The following is an 18,876-nucleotide window of genomic DNA, read 5'->3' on the forward strand; positions in this document are numbered from 1 at the left end:
CCGCCTAAGCGACCTTTTTGACTGTATGCGGTGTGATTACTTCACACGGCCTACGTATTCAGCTGAACGCGTATCAACTTTGATCACTTCACCGATAGCGATGAACAGTGGTACACGTACTACGGCACCTGTTGATAGTGTCGCTGGCTTACCACCCGTACCTTGAGTATCACCTTTCAGACCTGGATCTGTTTCAGTTACTTCAAGTTCTACGAAGTTTGGTGGCGTTACTGTGATTGGGTTACCATTCCACAGCGTTAGCGTACAGGTGTTGTTTTCTACCAACCATTTCGCGCTATCACCAACAGACTTCACGTCAGCAGCAAGCTGCTCAAATGAAGTATTGTCCATGAAGTGGTAGAATTCGCCATCGTTGTATAGGTAATCAAGCTCGATGTCGACTACGTCTGCAGCTTCAACTGACTCGCCAGATTTAAAAGTTTTCTCAAGCACTTTGCCTGATAGTAGCTTACGGATCTTAACACGGTTAAATGCTTGGCCTTTACCTGGCTTAACAAATTCGTTTTCGATAATGACACATGGTTCATTATCTAGCATAATTTTCATTCCGCTGCGGAATTCATTGGTGCTGAAAGACGCCATTTCTATCCTCTTAACATCTTCGAGTTGTATTTAATGCCGCATATAGTAACCCGAAACGCATCATCTGTTGAGCAAAACTGGCTCAAAGAACTGACTAATGCGATTTCTGACCCCTTTCTTTTGCTTAAAACGCTAAATATCGATCCTGAACCGTGGCAACAAGGGTTAGAAGCCCGAAAGTTGTTTGCGCTGCGGGTACCAATGAGTTTTGTTGAAAGAATGGAAATAGGCAACCCACACGATCCTCTCTTGCGTCAGGTACTGCCATTAGCGCAAGAATTTGATGTGCATTCAGGGTACTCGTTAGATCCTCTCGAAGAACAAGATAACGAAACACCGGGGTTACTGCACAAGTATAAAAACCGCGTACTCATGATCTTAAAAGGCGGCTGTGCGGTGAACTGCCGTTACTGTTTCCGTCGTCATTTCCCCTATGAAGACAACAAAGGCGGTAAACGCCAGTGGCAAGTGAACCTCGATTATATTGCCGCTCACCCAGAACTCAATGAAGTGATTTTGTCAGGTGGCGATCCTTTAATGGCGAAAGATCATGAGCTGGCTTGGTTGATCGAAAAGATCGAAACAATCCCGCACATTAAGCGATTACGGATCCACACTCGTCTGCCTGTGGTTATGCCCAATCGAATTACCGATGAACTGTGCCAATTGTTGGATAAGACACATCTCCAATGCATTGTTGTAACCCACATCAACCATGCTAATGAGATCAATTCCGCCTTGTCCATCGCAATGAAAAAGCTGAAACAAGCCAATGTCACCTTATTAAACCAAGGTGTATTACTCCAAGGTGTGAATGACACTGTCGAGGCCTTGGTTAATTTAAGCGAATCCCTGTTCGATGCTGGGATCCAGCCTTATTACCTGCATGTCTTAGACAAAGTACAAGGCGCAGCCCACTTCATGGTCGATGATGTAGCAGCCAAGAAGCTCATGGCGGGATTAATGCAAGAAGTGTCTGGCTATTTAGTTCCAAAACTAACGCGAGAGATTGGCGGGCGAAGCAGTAAAACCCCTCTCGACTTACATCTTGAATAGCAGGTTTACCACCTTAAACCGTTATCGTTATAGCTTTAATCATTCTCGCTTTACTCCGTTTGCGTCAGACATGGCGCAAACTCACTTCACCCAGCACACCGCCCTACATGCTCAATAAGCATCCAATCAGCTTTAAATACTTAATCTTCTGGATCTTTATGCCGCTAATTCCATAAGTAAACCTATGGAATTAGAATCATAACGTCAAAAAGCGATAACCGGCTTTGAACAAGACTCATCAACACTGTCGATACACTAAGTAACACAGTGTCAGGTATGCCATTCATTCCACCGCTCTACATGATGTAGTGCGACCGTTCGCCTTGTCATTCACCCTTTTATCATCAACCAACAAAGAGACATTCCGTTGAAACTAAAACTAAGCCTGATCGCCCTTGCTCTTATGGGCCAAAATGCCATTGCCGCTCCCCTACTGGTCGATGTCGATAAACCTGACGTTGAACAGCGCATTCAAGCTAGCAATGCATGGCTAGAAGTGGATACTCAAGCATTCGACAACAATATCAAACTGTTGCAAGCGAAATTAAAAGCCGACACAAAAATCTGTGCCATCATGAAAGCAGACGCTTACGGTAACGGTATTGCAGGGCTAATGCCGACCATTATTGCCAACAATGTCCCTTGTGTGGGCATTACCAGTAATGAAGAAGCACGCGTAGTACGCGAACATGGTTTCAAAGGTGAACTCGCCCGTGTACGTGCCGCTAGCCGCAATGAAATTGAAGCTGGTATTGCTTACCAGATCGAAGAATTGATCGGCACCAAAGCACAAGCTGATCAAATCATTGCGATTGCCAAGCAACATGATACAAGCATCCCTGTTCACCTCGCGCTAAACACCTCTGGTATGGGCCGTAATGGCCTGGATCTAACCACTAAAGAGGGTAAAGACGAAGGCATCCAAATTGCGAGTAACCCACATTTAAAGATTGTCGGCATGATGACCCACTTCCCGAATGAAGGAATTGATGAAATCAAACAAAAAGTGGTGCAATTTAAAGCTGAAACTCAGTGGCTAATCGATAGCACCGAGCTACAGCGTGAAGACATTACCCTTCACGTTGCTAACTCTTACACCACCATGAATGTGCCTGAAGCCCATCTCGATATGGTACGCCCTGGTGGCCTGCTTTACGGCGATGCACCGGCTAAACCACCCTTTCAACGTATCGTGTCATTTAAAACACGTATTGCATCGCTGCATCACTTTCCAGCAGGTAGCACCGTCGGTTACGGCAGCACCGCTGTACTAGAGCGCGATTCAGTCTTAGCTAACTTACCCATTGGTTATTCTGATGGTTTTGCACGCTCGCTCAGCAATAAAGCCGAAGTACTTATTAATGGCCAGCGTGCGAAAGTGGTTGGCATGGCATCAATGAACACGACGATGGTCGATGTGACAGACCTTGTTGGCGTTGAAGCGAACAGTGAAGTTGTTGTGTTTGGCCCGCAAGGCAAAGATGCGATTACAAGCGATGAAACAGAACAGCGCAGTGGGCGAATTTTGCCAGAGCATTACACCATTTGGGGTGCAACTAACCCTCGTATCTACCGTTAATTGGCAATAACTCTGCACATATTAAATCGCTAATTCAGCGTACCTCGTCCAGTCAGCAGCCAGCTGACTGGGCTCATCGCATCATCGATATTTCATATCTTATCGATAAAAAAATATCATCGTCATAACTCTCGATTTCCGCTCAATTTGCGTGCATAGTCGCCATCCATTCAGCAACGGGCACAAGGCTCTAAGGAAGTTCGCCAAACTTCCCTCTGCTGGTCATTAAATTTCTATTTGTCGCGAGTAACGCAATGAAAATTGGCATTCTTTCCCAAAACGAAAACTTATACTCTACCCGTCGTCTACGTGAAGCGTGTGAAGCACGCGGTCATGAACCCGTGATCATTAACGCATTGCGCTGTTATATGAATATCAACTCGGTTCAGCCTTCTATTCATTTTGAAGGTAATGACTTAACAGGCTTCGACGCCATTATTCCGCGCATTGGTGCTGACATCACTTTTTATGGATGTTCGGTATTACGCCAATTCGAAATGATGAATGTGTTTTCGATTAACCCATCGATTGCGATTTCTCGCTCTCGTGACAAATTGCGTTCATTACAATTGCTAAGCCGTAAAGGCGTTGGCATGCCAATCACAGGCTTCGCAAGCAAACCTGATGATGTGCCAGACCTCATTAAAATGGTTGGCGGCGCACCGCTAGTGATTAAATTGCTAGAGGGTACTCAAGGCATCGGCGTTGTACTTGCCGAAACTCAAAAAGCGGCTGAAAGTGTCATCGAAGCATTCATGGGCTTAAAAGCCAATATCATGGTGCAGGAATACATTAAAGAAGCGGGTGGTGCTGATATTCGTTGTTTCGTGATTGGTGATAAAGTGATTGCGGCAATGAAGCGCCAAGCGGCAGAAGGCGAGTTCCGCTCCAACCTTCACCGTGGTGGTAGTGCATCGTTAATTAAGATCACGCCAGAAGAACGTAAAACAGCGGTTGCAGCCGCAAAAGCAATGGGCTTAAGCGTAGCAGGTGTTGACCTACTTCGCTCTGAACGTGGTCCGCTAGTGATGGAAGTCAACTCATCACCAGGCCTAGAAGGCATTGAAGCGGCTACAGGCAAAGATATTGCTGGCATGATTATCGACTATATCGAAAAAAACGCACAGAAAAAAAGTCGTCGCTTGTTGCAAGATCAGTAATAAACAGCAGCAAGTACGATAGATAAAACAACGGTAACGTGTTTTAGCCACAAAACCTCTCTGCGAATTTTTAATTCGCTTTAATCAAAAGCAGCTGAATTTTCAGCTGCTTTTTCTTTATCTTTATCTTTATCTTTATCTTTATCTTTATCTTTATCTTTATCTTTATCTTCAGATTACACACCGAATTTGGCCAAAAGCATAAAACAAAAATAAGACCTACAAATCATAACCTTAAACAATCGCTACTCATTATTCTGATTGTATTTTTACAGCCATTTCGAAAATGGGTATAAGTACACCCACTTTATCAGCCTGCTATTTCCCCTTTCTTTTTCAGCCCAAGATGTAAAGACATAGCGCTAATCGTCTTATTACAAATAGTCCTTCAAATATCAAGCCACTCAGCCAGGCCACGCACGTACAGCTTAACTAACATATGACAGCAAAATGGTGTGCGTTTTCAGAGTGTGAATTAAAAACACCGAGGCTAACGCTAAGTTACTGATTTTAATCACTTTAAATTATGTGCAGCTTTTCTGGCTTTTTCCAAAGTGAACTACACATCATACTTTTAAGCCTATAACTGTCTTTTCAATTCCAGCATCTTTTCTCACCATGCTATCTGTACAGCTTTTCAAGCTAAAAACAGCGAAAAGGGAAGCATAAATAACACCACTACCTAAACACAACACTCACCACATATAAGCGCTTGATTTTAAATGATTTAAAATTACGTACAGCTTTTCTGGATTTTTACCGCGTAAAGGGTGCCATCTTTTTTATTCATCAATAACAGCTCAAATGACGGTGAGATTGCCCTGCGATAATGATGAAAACAACAGTGCATAGTGGATATCTGAGCAAGCAGAAAAGCAAAATAAGGAGCAGATGTTCCAAGGCTAAGCAGCAAAGCCAGAGACTTAGAACCGAAACTGAGGTGGTTGGTGAAGTTGATACTGCTGATATTCAAGTCAGATAAAAGATTCTCTCCCCTCACACACCAACACGTACAGCTTTACCATAAATGTACTAGAAAATGGTGATCAAATTAACACCCACACTCCCAAAACATCAAAAACACACTAAACCACTGATTTAAAAGGACAAAAAACACGTACAGCTTATTGAGCTTTTTCATGGGTGAACTGTACAGGTGGAAATGAGCATGAGGAACTAAAGATATAAGCGATATTCAGCCAGAATACGACATACCTTTAGTCATAAATCGTACGCCAACACTCCAACCCCATTCACACCAAACTGGCACAAAGTGTATGTCTTCCCTTTCAGGCCCGTACGCTTTCTACAGGCGTAAAAAAGCCGAAGTATGCTTATACTTCGGCTTTCTAAACCTACTGGATAAATAGGTGGTCTAACTCAACGCTGTATGGCTTTAGTACAAGGAGAGCACGCGGAGTTTACGCTAGTAAATGAGCATGCTCGACACAGTAATTAAGCCTTACAGCAAAGAGATAGGCTGGCTATCACATCATGCCGCCCATACCACCCATGCCACCCATACCGCCCATATCAGGCATTGCTGGTGCATCTTTCGCTGGTAGGTCTGTAACCATCGCTTCTGTTGTGATCATTAGACCAGCAACTGATGCTGCGAACTGTAGTGCAGAACGCGTTACTTTAGTTGGATCTAGGATACCCATTGCGATCATATCGCCGTATTCACCTGTTGCTGCGTTGTAACCGTAGTTACCTTCGCCTGCACGAACGTTGTTCGCCACAACTGACTCTTCATCACCTGCGTTTTTAGTGATTTGACGGATAGGCGCTTCCATTGCACGAAGTGCAACGCGGATACCTACGTTTTGTTCTTCGTTGCTACCTTCTAGGTTGGCAACTTTTGATGCTGCGCGGATTAGTGCGACACCACCACCAGCAACCACACCTTCTTCAACCGCTGCGCGAGTTGCGTGTAGTGCATCTTCTACGCGGTCTTTTTTCTCTTTCATTTCAACTTCTGTTGCAGCACCTACTTTGATAACTGCTACGCCGCCAGCCAGTTTCGCTACGCGCTCTTGAAGTTTTTCTTTATCGTAATCTGATGTTGCGTCTTCGATTTGTTGACGAATTTGCACAACACGGCTTTGAATCATCGCTTCTTCACCAGCACCATCAATGATAGTGGTTGCTTCTTTGGTGATAGTGATGCGTTTCGCTTGGCCTAGATCTTCTAGTTGTACTTTTTCTAGCTCAAGACCAATCTCTTCAGAGATCACTGTACCTGCAGTTAGTACTGCGATGTCTTGTAGCATTGACTTACGACGGTCACCGAAGCCAGGCGCTTTAACAGCTGCTACTTTCACGATACCGCGCATGTTGTTCACAACAAGTGTTGCTAGCGCTTCGCCTTCTACGTCTTCAGCAACAATCAGTAGTGGACGAGATGCTTTTGCTACACCTTCTAGAGCAGGAAGTAGTTCACGAATGTTCGATACTTTCTTGTCTACAAGTAGAATGAATGGGCTTTCTAGATCAACAGAACCCGCTTCTTGGTTGTTGATGAAGTAAGGTGATAGGTAACCGCGGTCGAACTGCATACCTTCAACAACGTCTAACTCGTCTTGAAGTGCTTGACCTTCTTCAACCGTGATAACACCGTCACGGCCTACTTTTTCCATTGCTTCTGCAATAAGGTTACCTACAGTCTCGTCAGAGTTTGCAGAGATAGTACCTACTTGTGCGATAGCTTTAGTATCTTCACAAGGTACAGACAGTGCTTTTAGCTCTTCAACCGCAGCAATAACGGCTTTGTCGATACCACGCTTAAGATCCATTGGGTTCATACCCGCAGCTACCGCTTTAAGACCTTCAGTGATAATTGCTTGTGCTAGTACCGTTGCCGTTGTTGTACCGTCACCCGCAGCGTCGTTAGCTTGAGACGCGACTTCTTTAACCATTTGTGCGCCCATGTTCTGGAATTTGTCTTCCAGTTCAATTTCACGCGCTACAGATACACCATCTTTAGTAATGGTTGGTGCACCGAAAGATTTGTCTAGTACAACGTTACGACCTTTAGGGCCTAGCGTTACTTTTACCGCGTCAGCTAGAACGTTCACACCTTCTAGCATGCGTACGCGTGCGTCATTACCAAATTTTACGTCTTTAGCAGCCATGTCAGTTTCCTTTCTTAATTCTTAATATTGGTGAATGGATTATTCAACGATTGCCATGATGTCGTTTTCAGACATGATTAGCACTTCTTTACCGTCGATTTTTTCTGATTTAGTGCCGTAGCCTTCAGCGAAGATAACTGTGTCACCAACTTTTACGTCCAGCGCTTGTACAGTACCGTTCTCTAGAATGCGACCTTTACCTACAGCAAGGATCACACCACGCGTTGATTTTTCAGCGGCAGAACCAGTAAGAACGATGCCACCAGCAGACTTTGATTCAACTTCTTGGCGTTCAACGATAACTCGGTCGTGTAATGGACGAATATTCATCGGTCGTCTCTCCTAATTTGGTTATGTCCAATAAAATAAGTGAGTAAGATAATGTAAGGCGCTTACTCCTTCGATACATAGCATGTTGGGTCGATTTTCTGTAACCCAAGCCTTATAGCTTAAATAATTTAAAAATTTCTTCGAGAACTTTTGCCCCGTCACATTCTTTGCTTTAGGGTGAGCGAGCATCTTTACGTCGAGACAACTATGACGCGAACTACTACCCCAGATAAACATGGGCTTCTTACGGCTCCCATTGATGACGTTTTGCGCCGCCTAACCATCCCGATGGTGTTTGGTATGGTAGCGATCTTGATGTTCAATCTGGTTGATACTTTCTTTATTTCTTTGCTCGGCACCGACGCGCTGGCTGCTGTCAGCTTTACCTTTCCGGTAACCTTTGCATTGAACTGTATCACCATGGGTGTTGGCGTAGGCTTATCCACCTCTATTGGTCGCTTATTAGGCCAAGGGGATACCGCATCTGCTGCACGCTTTTCCAGCCATGGCTTATTACTTGCTGTCATCTTAATGATTGCGGCTTCAAGCCTTGGCTTAGTCACAATCGATCCCTTATTTTCTTTATTAGGCGCATCGCCAAGCCTGTTACCTATCATTCATGAATACATGTCAGTGTGGTACATGGCTATTCCACTATTAGTGATCCCAATGGCAGGGAACAGTGCGATACGTGCCACGGGCGATACCAAAACCCCCGCCAAGATCATGATGCTAGCGGGCTTGATCAACGGGATTTTAGATCCACTGTTGATCTTTGGTTACGGCCCTTTCCCTGAATGGGGCGTAAAGGGAGCAGCCATTGCCAGTGGTGTGAGCTGGGCGGTTGCTTTGATCGGATCTTTGTATGTGCTCACCAAACGCGAAAAGCTATTGGCGTGGCCTCAATTGAATAAATTGACGCAAGATTGGCGCCAAGTGTTAGAAGTTGGCACCCCCGCCGGCTTGTCTAACGCGCTCACACCACTGTCAGGCGCATTCTTGATGTCCATGTTAGCCGCGCAAGGGACAACCTCTGTCGCGGCCTATGGCGCTGCGATGCGAATTGAATCGATACTTGTTATTGTGATGATGTCTTTAGGCTCCGCTTTGATGCCATTTATGGCGCAAAATCTGGGGGCCAATAATCCACAGCGCGCGTTTAAAGCCCTCTTTCTAGCGATGCGTTTTGCCATTATGTTCCAACTCTTGGTCTTTGTGATGATGGTACCGCTTAGCTGGCCACTGTCAGCCATTTTTAGCCAAGATACCCAAGTCCAAGATTTACTGTGGCATTACTTGATGGTGGTGCCGATCAGCTATGGCTTACAAGCGGTTTGTATGCTGCTAATTAGTGGACTCAACGCGATGCATAAACCGATGAATGCATTAATTTGGAATCTGCTTCGGTTGTTTGCTTTTTTATTGCCAGCAGCATGGCTAGGCAGCCAGATTGATGGCACAGAAGGGCTCTTTATCGGGATTGCCGTTGCCAACATTTTAAGTGGTATTGGCGCTTACTGTTATGCGTTACGAGTGCAACGCCGCCACCTTGCTCAAACCGCCCTGTAATCGTCATAAAGCTCGATGGGGATAAGTGACGTCTCGAGCCAAATAAAAAAAGATATGAACAAAAAAAGCAGCCGAGGCTGCTTTTTTGTTATTCATATCTTGTCATGACTCTCTCAATATCATTGCGGTATTAAGGTAAGCGTGGAGAATCATCCTCTTTTTTCTCACCATCTTTGCGTTCAAACTCACCATCAAACACATCACCGTTTTGATCGCGACGCTGAGTATTATAGGGGTCTTGCGGATCGAACGGGCCTTGTTGATCAAATGGCCCTTGGCCGTTAAACCCTTGTCCACCACCAAAACCAGCGCTAAAGCCAGCCCCTGCGCCCATACCACTCACTTTCACTCGGCTCATTAGCTGCTTAGCTAAGTACGCTCGTGGCACTGGCAAAAGTACTGCCATACCAAGAAAGTCGGTCATAAAACCCGGTGTCAGTAAGAGAACACCAGCAACCGCGAGCATCACACCTTCTACAATTTGTTGGGCTGGCAGCTCACCTTGCGCCAATTTGCCTTGCACCGACATTAAGGTGGCAATGCCTTGGCTACGTACCAACGATGCCCCAACAATGGCTGTAATCAGCACCAGGCCAATAGTTGGCCACATACCAATAAAACCGCCGACTTGAACAAATAAGGCGATCTCAACAATCGGCACAACAATAAAAAGAAACATTAAAATAGGAAACACGACTTACCTCTTGGTGGTCTGTGATAATTGCCGCCCAGCGCATTCACGATCGCTGGCCAACATAAAAATTAGGGTATATCTAAACTATGCGGGCATTGTGGCATTTTTCAAGCGCTGAGGCGTAGACCAAGCCTGCATTATTTGTGACAAGATAAAACAAACAAACTTTTCACATTCTATTATATTCGGTCATTTTTCATCTTATTCATCGCCTCTATTGTTAACAGCAAATGTGAGCCAACTCTCGTTTTTATGCAAATAAAACCAGGCCATTCAAAAAAGTGATCTGGGTTATGTTTTTACCCCTAAAGGGGAGTATTATCGTCTGCAAATAAGGTGTCAGGTACGATCATCTAGCCAACACTTCTGCAGAATGGATTCTTATTCAGAACTGGCTCAACATTTGAATTTTCTTAGCAGATTCCCCATAAGGCTACAATATGTCTCAGATGATTGATCTAGAAAAAAACGAAGCAACTCTTAACGTTGCAACCCGCATTGAAGAAGATCTACTTGGTGATCGTCACGTTCCAGCTGACGCTTACTGGGGTATTCACACTCTTCGCGCTGTTGAAAACTTCAACATCTCTAAAACTACTATCTCAGATGTTCCTGAATTTGTTCGTGGTATGGTTTTCACTAAGAAAGCTGCTGCTATGGCAAACAAAGAACTAGGTGCTATTCCTTCTGAAGTTGGTGAGTACATCATCAAAGCATGTGACTTGATCCTAGATACAGGCAAGTGCATGGATCAGTTCCCATCTGATGTATATCAAGGTGGTGCTGGTACTTCTGTTAACATGAACGCTAACGAAGTAGTTGCTAACCTAGCACTTGAGCTAATGGGCAAAGAAAAAGGCGAATACGACATCGTTAACCCTAACGATCACGTAAACAAGTCTCAGTCTACTAACTGTGCTTACCCAACGGGCTTCCGTGTTGCTGTATACAACAGCATCATCAACATGCTTGAAGCACTTGAGCACCTAAAAGCTGCTTTCGATGCAAAAAATAAAGAATTTTCACACATCTTGAAAATGGGCCGTACCCAACTTCAAGACGCAGTACCTATGACTGTAGGTCAAGAATTCCACGCGTTTGGTGTTCTAATTAAAGAAGAAATCAAAAACCTGAAGCACACCGCTGAACTTCTACTTGAAGTTAACCTAGGTGCAACAGCTATCGGTACTGGCTTGAACGCGGCAACTGGCTACCAAGAGCTAGCTGTTCAACGTCTAGCAGAAATCACAGGTCTACCTTGTACACCTGCTGAAGACCTTATCGAAGCAACATCAGACTGTGGTGCTTACGTAATGATTCACGGCGCACTTAAGCGTACCGCGGTGAAACTGTCTAAGATTTGTAACGACTTACGTCTACTATCTTCAGGCCCACGTACAGGTCTAAACGAACTAAACCTACCTGAAATGCAAGCTGGTTCTTCTATCATGCCAGCTAAAGTTAACCCAGTAATCCCAGAAGTGGTTAACCAAGTGTGTTTCAAAGTAATTGGTAACGACACTACCCTAACATTCGCAGCAGAAGCAGGTCAGCTTCAGTTGAACGTTATGGAACCAGTTATCGGTCAGGCACTGTTTGAGTCTATCGACCTACTGAAAAATGCCGCTATCAACCTAACAGACAAGTGTATTGTTGGTATCACAGTGAACAAAGAAGTATGTGAAAGCTTCGTGTTTAACTCTATCGGTATCGTTACTTACCTAAACCCATTCATCGGCCACCACGAAGGCGACATCGTTGGTAAGATTTGTGCGGAAACAGGTAAGAGTGTACGTGAAGTTGTATTAGAGCGTGGTCTTCTAACTGAAGAACAACTAGACGACATCTTCTCAGTACAAAACCTAATGCACCCAGAATACAAAGCGAAACGTTACAACTAATAGTAACGACCCTCGCAATATAAAATTTGGCGGATATTCAGGACGAGTGTCCGCCCTTCTTTGCTACAGATTCCCCCCTTTTATTTTTTTGATTAACTTTAAGACAGGATAGATCCCTATGATTGGTGTAGAACTCTTTGTTGTTCTCGCGTTTATTTATTTAGGCGCACGTATCGGTGGTATTGGTATTGGTTTGGCAGGTGGCGCTGGTGTCATTGTGTTATCGCTCTTTTTAGGCGTACCAACAAGTCAATCTTTTATCCCGGTAGATGTAATCCTTATCATCATGTCGGTCATTACCGCTATCGCCGCGATGCAAGTAGCAGGTGGTATGGACTGGCTAGTTGAAATAGCAGAAAACTTCCTTCGTAAAAACCCGAAACGCATCACTTTCTACGCGCCTATCGTGACATACCTAATGACACTGATGGCGGGTACTGGCCACACGGCTTTCTCAACCCTTCCTGTTATTGCAGAAGTAGCTAAAGAGCAAGGTGTTCGTCCTTCTCGCCCACTTTCTATTGCCGTTGTAGCGTCACAAATCGCTATCACAGCATCGCCTATCTCAGCAGCGGTTGTGTTTTTCTCAGGTATTCTTGAGCCTCTAGGCGTGGGTTACTTAACCCTACTTGCGATTTGTATTCCAACCACGTTCCTAGCATGTATGGCTGGTGCGTTTGTGGCTAACTTCCTTGGCTGTGAACTAAAAGACGACCCTATCTACCAAGAACGCCTTGAGAAAGGTCTGATTAAGCTGAAGGGTACTGAGAAACGCGAAATTTTGCCAACAGCAAAAACAGCGACTTACATCTTCCTAGCGGCTATCGCCTTCGTAGTGTGCTACGCAGCCGCTATCTCAAGCTCTGTCGGCCTTATCGAAAACCCGGCACTGGGTCGTAACGAAGCGATCATGACAGTAATGCTGGCAGCAGCAGCGGCTATCGTGACATTCACAAAAATCGACGCATCAAAAATCGCAGCGGCACCAACGTTCCGTTCTGGTATGACAGCATGTGTGTGTGTTCTGGGTGTGGCATGGTTAGGTTCAACGTTCGTTAACTCTCACGTTGATGGCATCAAAGAAGTGGCAGGTTCACTACTGAGTGATTACCCATGGATGCTGGCTCTAGTATTGTTCCTAGCCTCTATGCTGCTTTACTCTCAAGGGGCAACAACAACAGCCCTCATGCCAGCAGCATTGGCTATCGGTGTCGCACCACTAACGGCTATCGCATCGTTTGCAGCAGTAAGTGCGCTATTCGTACTGCCGACTTACCCAACGCTTCTAGCGGCGGTTGAGATGGATGACACAGGCTCTACCCGTATTGGTAACTTGGTCTTTAACCACCCGTTCTTTATTCCAGGTGTGGTAACCATTTCAACCTCGGTTGCACTAGGCTTCCTATTCGGCGGTATGATTCTGTAATCGCTTAATAATATAAGTACTAAGACAGAATAAGGTCACCTTCGGGTGGCCTTTTTTATGCCGTAAAGACAAATAGCATAAGAATAGGCCGTGCAGGTCAATCTGCTGAATCGCGACAACATACTCAACTTGGTTAGTATTTGCTTACTATCGTTTTGTGCATTATTTTATCGAGGGTGAATAATCAAAGAGAATGAAAAATAGTGTTACGTTTTTAATGCGTTAAGAAAGGAGTAAAGCAGGAGAGAAACGCGGTAAAATAAAGGTAATTATTGTCTCCGCCCCATCCTAGGGCGAAGACCCGAACACCAACGGATTCCCATCGTTCGTGTTCTACTCGAATAATTCACCAATCCCAGTGTCTTATTCGATATGTCTCAGTGTTTTGCTACAGATTCAGGTTGAAGACAGGACAACCTGAGCCCTTATAGTAGTCACAGCACGCCTAATGCGATAGAGGTAAAAGCGTGATGCAGCGATGCAAAAATGGTATGAAGTTAGATGACCTACGCACCCTAATTGCGATTGCTCAGCATGGAAGTTTCAGAGCCGCAGCCAGTGCACTGGATATCCCCCCTGCGACCCTCAGTCGTCGATTACAACGACTAGAAGATACCTTAGGTAGCCAACTGGTGATCCGTGACAGCCGTAATGTGTCACTGACCCCGCTTGGCCAAAATTATTTCGAACGCTGCCAGCCATTAATCGATGATTTAGAAGCGGCCACCAGCGAAATTCAAGACAGTAGCCAAAATACCCCACGCGGCGCGTTACGTATTTCAGCCCCTGTGGGTTTGCTTACCTATCAGCTGATGCCACTGTTTAATCAGTTCTTAGCCCAGTATCCTGAAGTCACGCTATCACTCAATCACTTATCGAATCAGCAACACGACTACAACCCTGAACAATACGATGTGGTGTTTAGGGTTGGCCACCAACCTGACTCCAGTTTTGCCGCGGCAACCATCGGAGAGTCTCAACGAATATTGGTTGCTTCCCCCTGCTATTTAGCACAGCAAGGCATGCCTCACAATCCTGAAGAATTAGCCCTTCATGCTCGTCTTGCTAGTGTGCCAGAGTTTGAGTGGGCACTTACTTCAACTCAAGATAAGCAAACGGTATGGCTTAACTCCCCCGTACGAATGGCTATTGCGGATCTGAACAGTATTAAGCAAGCCGCCATTAATGGTTTAGGCATCGCTTGTTTACCGAATTATGTGGTTGCCGACGCCATCAATACCCAGCAACTCACGACGATGATGCCCGACTGGTACTCACCACCACGCCCTATTTATATGCTTTATCAGCGTCTAGGTTATGTCCCTTTGCACATTAGTCACTTCATTGATTTCATGCGAAATGCACTGGCTAAACCAGAGGCGTCATAGTCACTCTACTGGCGAATTGGCTAGGTGGTTATAACGCCCAACGATAGCCGCCCCTTAGTCCATGTAGACTTGCTCTGATCTAACGCAGATCTTGAGTGTTAACAAATTGATCTCAACATAAGGCAGTGATAGCGTAGATAAAAAGACAAATAATGAGATGGATATGGAAGCCCAATACACGATTGTCATTGCAGATGATCACCCGCTGTTTCGCAATGCCTTATTTCAATCGGTACACATGGCCTTCAGTGGCGCTAACCTACTGGAAGCAGACTCGCTCGACTCACTGTTAACCCTACTCGATAAAGAAGAAGCGGAAGTCGATTTACTGCTGCTTGATTTAAAAATGCCAGGCGCCAATGGCATGTCAGGGCTGATTCAATTGCGTAACCAGCACCCTGAATTACCTATCGTGGTCATTTCTGCCAGCGAAGAACACAGTGTCGTTAAACAAGTTCGTAATCACGGAGCCTTTGGTTTCATTCCTAAATCGAGTGATATGCGTGCTTTAGTGTCGGCACTTAGTCAAGTTTTAGCCGGTGACCCCTTTTACCCAGAAGGAATGAGTGAAGCCGATGATGAGACTCATCCAGAACTGGCCGAGAAAATTGCGACCTTAACGCCTCAGCAATACAAAGTACTTTGCATGCTTTCGGATGGTTTGCTCAACAAGCAAATTGCCTATGATTTAAATGTATCTGAAGCGACAATAAAGGCCCACATGACGGCTATTTTTCGCAAACTTGGTGTTAAAAACAGGACTCAGGCCGTTATCCTATTGCAGCAAATGGATTTATGACAATAAGCATTTGTGCATTCCTACAGCGGCATTCCTCACCTATACCGCTCTTAATTATCCCTTTATATTTAAAGGGATAGCGTATTAATAATATATATTGTTACCACCTCAACGAGCAACAAAAAATCACCATATTTTTTTGTAACAACTAAAACCGTAAAAAAGCGCAATAAATTCATAAATGTACATGTTGTTTTGCTATCCTTAGCAATAAATAAAGATTAAACCCTCAAATTACACACAATTCCTCTCGCACATCTTTGGAGGTTAATTTGCTTAGTGCCTTAGTTACTCAATTTGTTCTTATTTGGGCGGTAGTTGATCCTATCGGCTCCGTACCTGTCTACCTTGCTCAAACCAACCACCTCACCGCGCACCAACGTCGCTTAGTGGCCTTAAAAGCCGTAGGCATCGCGACAGGTGTCTTACTCTTTTTTGTCATTGTCGGGCAGATCCTATTAGAGGCGATGCAAATCCCACTGCCAGCCTTTCAAGCGGCAGGTGGCTTAGTCTTGCTGCTCTTTGCGCTAACAATGATTTTTGGTGAAAGCAAAGTCGATCAAGAATGTAAGCTTAGCCAAGAAGAGGTCCCACACTCAGATCTAAGTAATCTTGCCGTATACCCGCTAGCCATTCCTTCCATCGCCTCACCGGGCGCTATGATGGCGGTAGTCATGCTAACGGATAACAACCGCTATGCCATGGGAGATCAAATCATCACAACCCTGGTCATGCTAGCCGTGTTAATCATTACGCTAATATTGCTACTGGGGGCCAATAAAATTCAAAAATACATCGGCAATGTCGGCGCTGCGATTATCAGCCGCGTAATGGGTTTAATACTTGCTGCCGTGGCGGTTAATAACCTGCTCATGGGGATCAAAGATTTCTACACCATGGCTTAGACCTTAGGCTAACGCAACATTTGATCAACACTGTCAAATATTCATAAACCTCACAAAATCGCCGCATTCGTGGCGATTTTGTCGTTTCAGCCTCGACTAAAGTTGCACTGTGCCTTTCATTATTCATTGCTATTGTCGTTACGTAACATTTTATTAACGTTAAATTTGGCGTTTTTACTTCCGTAACGTGTAAGGAGATAACAATGGCGTTTGAATCCAAGGAACATGCACAAGCCTACTGGCGAGAAAACCTCGCGACAATGGGATCGCTACTGGCCATCTGGTTTTTAGTCTCATACGGCGCAGGGATCTTATTTGTGGATGCCCTCAACAACATTCAAATCGGGGGCTTTAAGCTGGGGTTTTGGTTTTCACAGCAAGGGGCTATCTACACCTTTGTTGCCCTGATTTTTGTCTACGTGATGCGTATGAACGCACTGGATCGTAAGTTCAACGTACAGGAAGACTAAGGGGTTATTTCATGGATATTCAAACTTGGACGTTTATTTTAGTGGGTCTCACCTTCGCGGTTTACATCGGTATCGCGATATGGGCGCGCGCTGGATCAACCAGTGAATTCTATGTCGCTGGAGGCGGTGTTCACCCTGTTGCTAATGGTATGGCAACCGCAGCAGACTGGATGTCAGCCGCCTCCTTCATTTCAATGGCGGGTATTATCTCTTTTGTGGGTTACGACGGTGGTGTATACCTGATGGGCTGGACGGGCGGCTACGTGTTGCTTGCCCTTTGCTTAGCGCCTTACCTGCGTAAATTTGGTCAGTTTACTGTGCCCGATTTCATTGGCGAGCGTTACTATTCCAAAACTGCACGTATGGTTGCCGTCTTCTGTGCCATTTTCGTTTCATTTACCTACGTAGCAGGTCAAATGCGAGGAGTCGGCGTCGTCTTCGCCCGTTTCCTCGAAGTTGATATCAATATGGGCATCATCATCGGGATGGGCATCGTATTTTTCTATGCCGTTTTAGGTGGCATGAAAGGCATTACCTATACCCAAGTTGCCCAGTTCTGCGTGTTAATTTTTGCCTTCTTAGTACCCGCTATCTTCACCTCCATCATGATGACAGGTACACCAATTCCACAAATCGGCCTAGGTTCAACCCTCACAGGCTCTGAAACTTATGTACTCGATAAACTCGATGGCTTAACCACAGAGCTCGGCTTTACCGCCTATACCGATGGCTCGAAAAGCATGGTGGATGTATTCTTTATCTGTGCTGCGCTTATGGTCGGTACCGCAGGCTTGCCACACGTTATTATTCGTTTCTTCACTGTCCCACGTGTCAAAGATGCGCGTATTTCTGCTGGTTGGGCACTGTTGTTTATCTCTTTGCTGTACACCACTGCGCCATCTGTTGCTGCATTTGCTCGTGTAAATATGATCCAAACAATCAATGGCCCTAACATGCAGGGTGTCGCAGCTGAACAAGCACCGAGCTGGGTGACAAACTGGGAAAAAACAGGCTTGGTCAAATGGGAAGATAAAAATGGCGATGGCAAAATGTTCTACTCGGGCGATGAGCGCAACGAGATGGATATTAACCGCGACATTATCGTACTGGCGAGCCCTGAACTGGCAAAATTGCCTAACTGGGTGGTGGCTCTACTCGCAGCGGGTGGCTTAGCAGCCGCATTATCGACCGCAGCGGGCTTACTGCTGGTGATCTCCACTTCTATTTCGCACGACTTACTGAAAAAAGGCTTTAAGCCAGACATGACCGACAAGCAAGAATTGATGGCGGCGCGTATTGGTGCAGCAGTTGCCATTGTGGGAGCGGGTTACTTAGGGATAAATCCACCAGGGTTTGTCGCTCAAGTGGTTGCCTTCTCATTTGGTTTAGCTGCGGCCTCGTTCTTCCCTGCCATTATTTTGGGTATCTTCTATAAGCAGATGAACAAAGAAGGGGCGATCGCTGGCATGCTAACAGGTATCACGTTCACAGCGTCATACATCATTTACTTTAAATTCATCAACCCAGCTGCAAGCACGCCTGACAATTGGTTCTTTGGTATCAGTCCTGAAGGTATTGGCACATTAGGAATGTGCTTGAACTTTGTGGTATCGATTGTGGTCAACAAATTTACTGCAGAAGTACCAACCGAAGTACAAGAGATGGTGGAGTCGATTCGCTATCCGAAAGGCGCGGGTGCAGCACACGATCACTAATAATTAGTGCAAACAATAGATTAGCCAAATAAAAACGGAGTATATGCTCCGTTTTTATTATGTATTATTTTAACAACGAATCGTTTAGCGCTGTAAATATTCATACTTATTACATCTACAACTCATATCATGCCTATTTAAAAAGAC

At 45.1% G+C, this 18,876-nt stretch carries 15 protein-coding genes; 11 read left to right on the top strand and 4 right to left on the bottom strand.

Annotated features, from left to right (window positions below):
* Nucleotides 1–36 precede the first annotated feature (36 nt).
* Entirely contained in the window at nt 37–603 is a 567-nt protein-coding gene (gene efp / locus L4C35_RS09445; protein WP_048899874.1) for an elongation factor P, read from the bottom strand.
* 33 nt (nt 604–636) lie between these two features.
* Between efp and epmB the strand changes: the two genes are divergently transcribed.
* The 3 genes from epmB to rimK all read left to right on the top strand — a co-directional run bounded on the left by epmB (nt 637) and on the right by rimK (nt 4,398).
* Nucleotides 637–1,659 carry an EF-P beta-lysylation protein EpmB gene (gene epmB, locus L4C35_RS09450; RefSeq protein ID WP_428462635.1) on the top strand — a complete coding sequence of 341 codons (1,023 nt, stop codon included), beginning with the start codon at nt 637–639 and terminating at the stop codon, nt 1,657–1,659.
* Between the two features lie 367 nt (nt 1,660–2,026).
* Complete coding sequence (gene alr / locus L4C35_RS09455) at nt 2,027–3,238, top strand: alanine racemase (protein WP_428462636.1); 1,212 nt, start codon at nt 2,027–2,029, stop codon at nt 3,236–3,238.
* Between the two features lie 254 nt (nt 3,239–3,492).
* Nucleotides 3,493–4,398: a 30S ribosomal protein S6--L-glutamate ligase gene (gene rimK / locus L4C35_RS09460; protein ID WP_048899871.1), complete on the top strand. Its 906-nt coding sequence runs from the start codon at nt 3,493–3,495 to the stop codon at nt 4,396–4,398.
* A 1,487-nt stretch (nt 4,399–5,885) separates the two neighbouring features.
* On the opposite strand, the gene groL is transcribed toward rimK, so the two are convergent.
* Together groL and L4C35_RS09470 are read right to left on the bottom strand one after the other, a co-directional pair.
* Nucleotides 5,886–7,532, bottom strand: a complete 1,647-nt coding sequence (gene groL / locus L4C35_RS09465) for a chaperonin GroEL (protein WP_428462637.1) — start codon at nt 7,530–7,532, stop codon at nt 5,886–5,888.
* A gap of 39 nt (nt 7,533–7,571) precedes the next feature.
* Complete coding sequence (locus tag L4C35_RS09470; protein WP_048899867.1) at nt 7,572–7,862, bottom strand: co-chaperone GroES; 291 nt, start codon at nt 7,860–7,862, stop codon at nt 7,572–7,574.
* A 207-nt stretch (nt 7,863–8,069) separates the two neighbouring features.
* Here L4C35_RS09470 and L4C35_RS09475 point away from each other — a divergent pair, with 207 nt between their 5' ends.
* Nucleotides 8,070–9,431, top strand: coding sequence for an MATE family efflux transporter (locus tag L4C35_RS09475; RefSeq protein ID WP_428462638.1), 1,362 nt, complete (start codon nt 8,070–8,072; stop codon nt 9,429–9,431).
* A gap of 130 nt (nt 9,432–9,561) precedes the next feature.
* Here the strand turns inward: L4C35_RS09475 and L4C35_RS09480 are convergent, their stop codons facing one another.
* Entirely contained in the window at nt 9,562–10,125 is a 564-nt protein-coding gene (locus tag L4C35_RS09480) for an FxsA family protein (protein ID WP_428462639.1), read from the bottom strand.
* Between the two features lie 440 nt (nt 10,126–10,565).
* On the opposite strand from L4C35_RS09480, the gene aspA reads away from it, so the two are divergent.
* From aspA to L4C35_RS09515, 7 genes are all read left to right on the top strand, one after another.
* Entirely contained in the window at nt 10,566–12,026 is a 1,461-nt protein-coding gene (gene aspA / locus L4C35_RS09485; RefSeq protein WP_428462640.1) for an aspartate ammonia-lyase, read from the top strand.
* A 118-nt stretch (nt 12,027–12,144) separates the two neighbouring features.
* Nucleotides 12,145–13,452 carry an anaerobic C4-dicarboxylate transporter gene (locus tag L4C35_RS09490; protein WP_428462641.1) on the top strand — a complete coding sequence of 436 codons (1,308 nt, stop codon included), beginning with the start codon at nt 12,145–12,147 and terminating at the stop codon, nt 13,450–13,452.
* Between the two features lie 470 nt (nt 13,453–13,922).
* Nucleotides 13,923–14,840, top strand: a complete 918-nt coding sequence (locus L4C35_RS09495; RefSeq protein WP_428462642.1) for a LysR family transcriptional regulator — start codon at nt 13,923–13,925, stop codon at nt 14,838–14,840.
* 163 nt (nt 14,841–15,003) lie between these two features.
* Nucleotides 15,004–15,639 (top strand): response regulator, encoded by a 636-nt coding sequence (locus L4C35_RS09500; protein WP_428462643.1) that lies wholly within the window; start codon nt 15,004–15,006, stop codon nt 15,637–15,639.
* A 272-nt stretch (nt 15,640–15,911) separates the two neighbouring features.
* Nucleotides 15,912–16,544 (top strand): MarC family protein, encoded by a 633-nt coding sequence (locus tag L4C35_RS09505; protein WP_428462644.1) that lies wholly within the window; start codon nt 15,912–15,914, stop codon nt 16,542–16,544.
* Nucleotides 16,545–16,747: 203 nt separating this feature from the next.
* Nucleotides 16,748–17,014 carry a DUF4212 domain-containing protein gene (locus L4C35_RS09510; protein ID WP_371703907.1) on the top strand — a complete coding sequence of 89 codons (267 nt, stop codon included), beginning with the start codon at nt 16,748–16,750 and terminating at the stop codon, nt 17,012–17,014.
* An 11-nt stretch (nt 17,015–17,025) separates the two neighbouring features.
* A complete protein-coding gene (locus tag L4C35_RS09515; protein ID WP_428462645.1) occupies nt 17,026–18,729 on the top strand; it encodes a sodium:solute symporter family protein in 1,704 nt (567 codons plus the stop codon).
* Nucleotides 18,730–18,876 lie beyond the last annotated feature (147 nt).

Origin of the sequence: Photobacterium kagoshimensis (genome assembly GCF_050337045.1) — a bacterium.
GTDB classification, from domain to species: Bacteria; Pseudomonadota; Gammaproteobacteria; order Enterobacterales; family Vibrionaceae; genus Photobacterium; species Photobacterium kagoshimensis.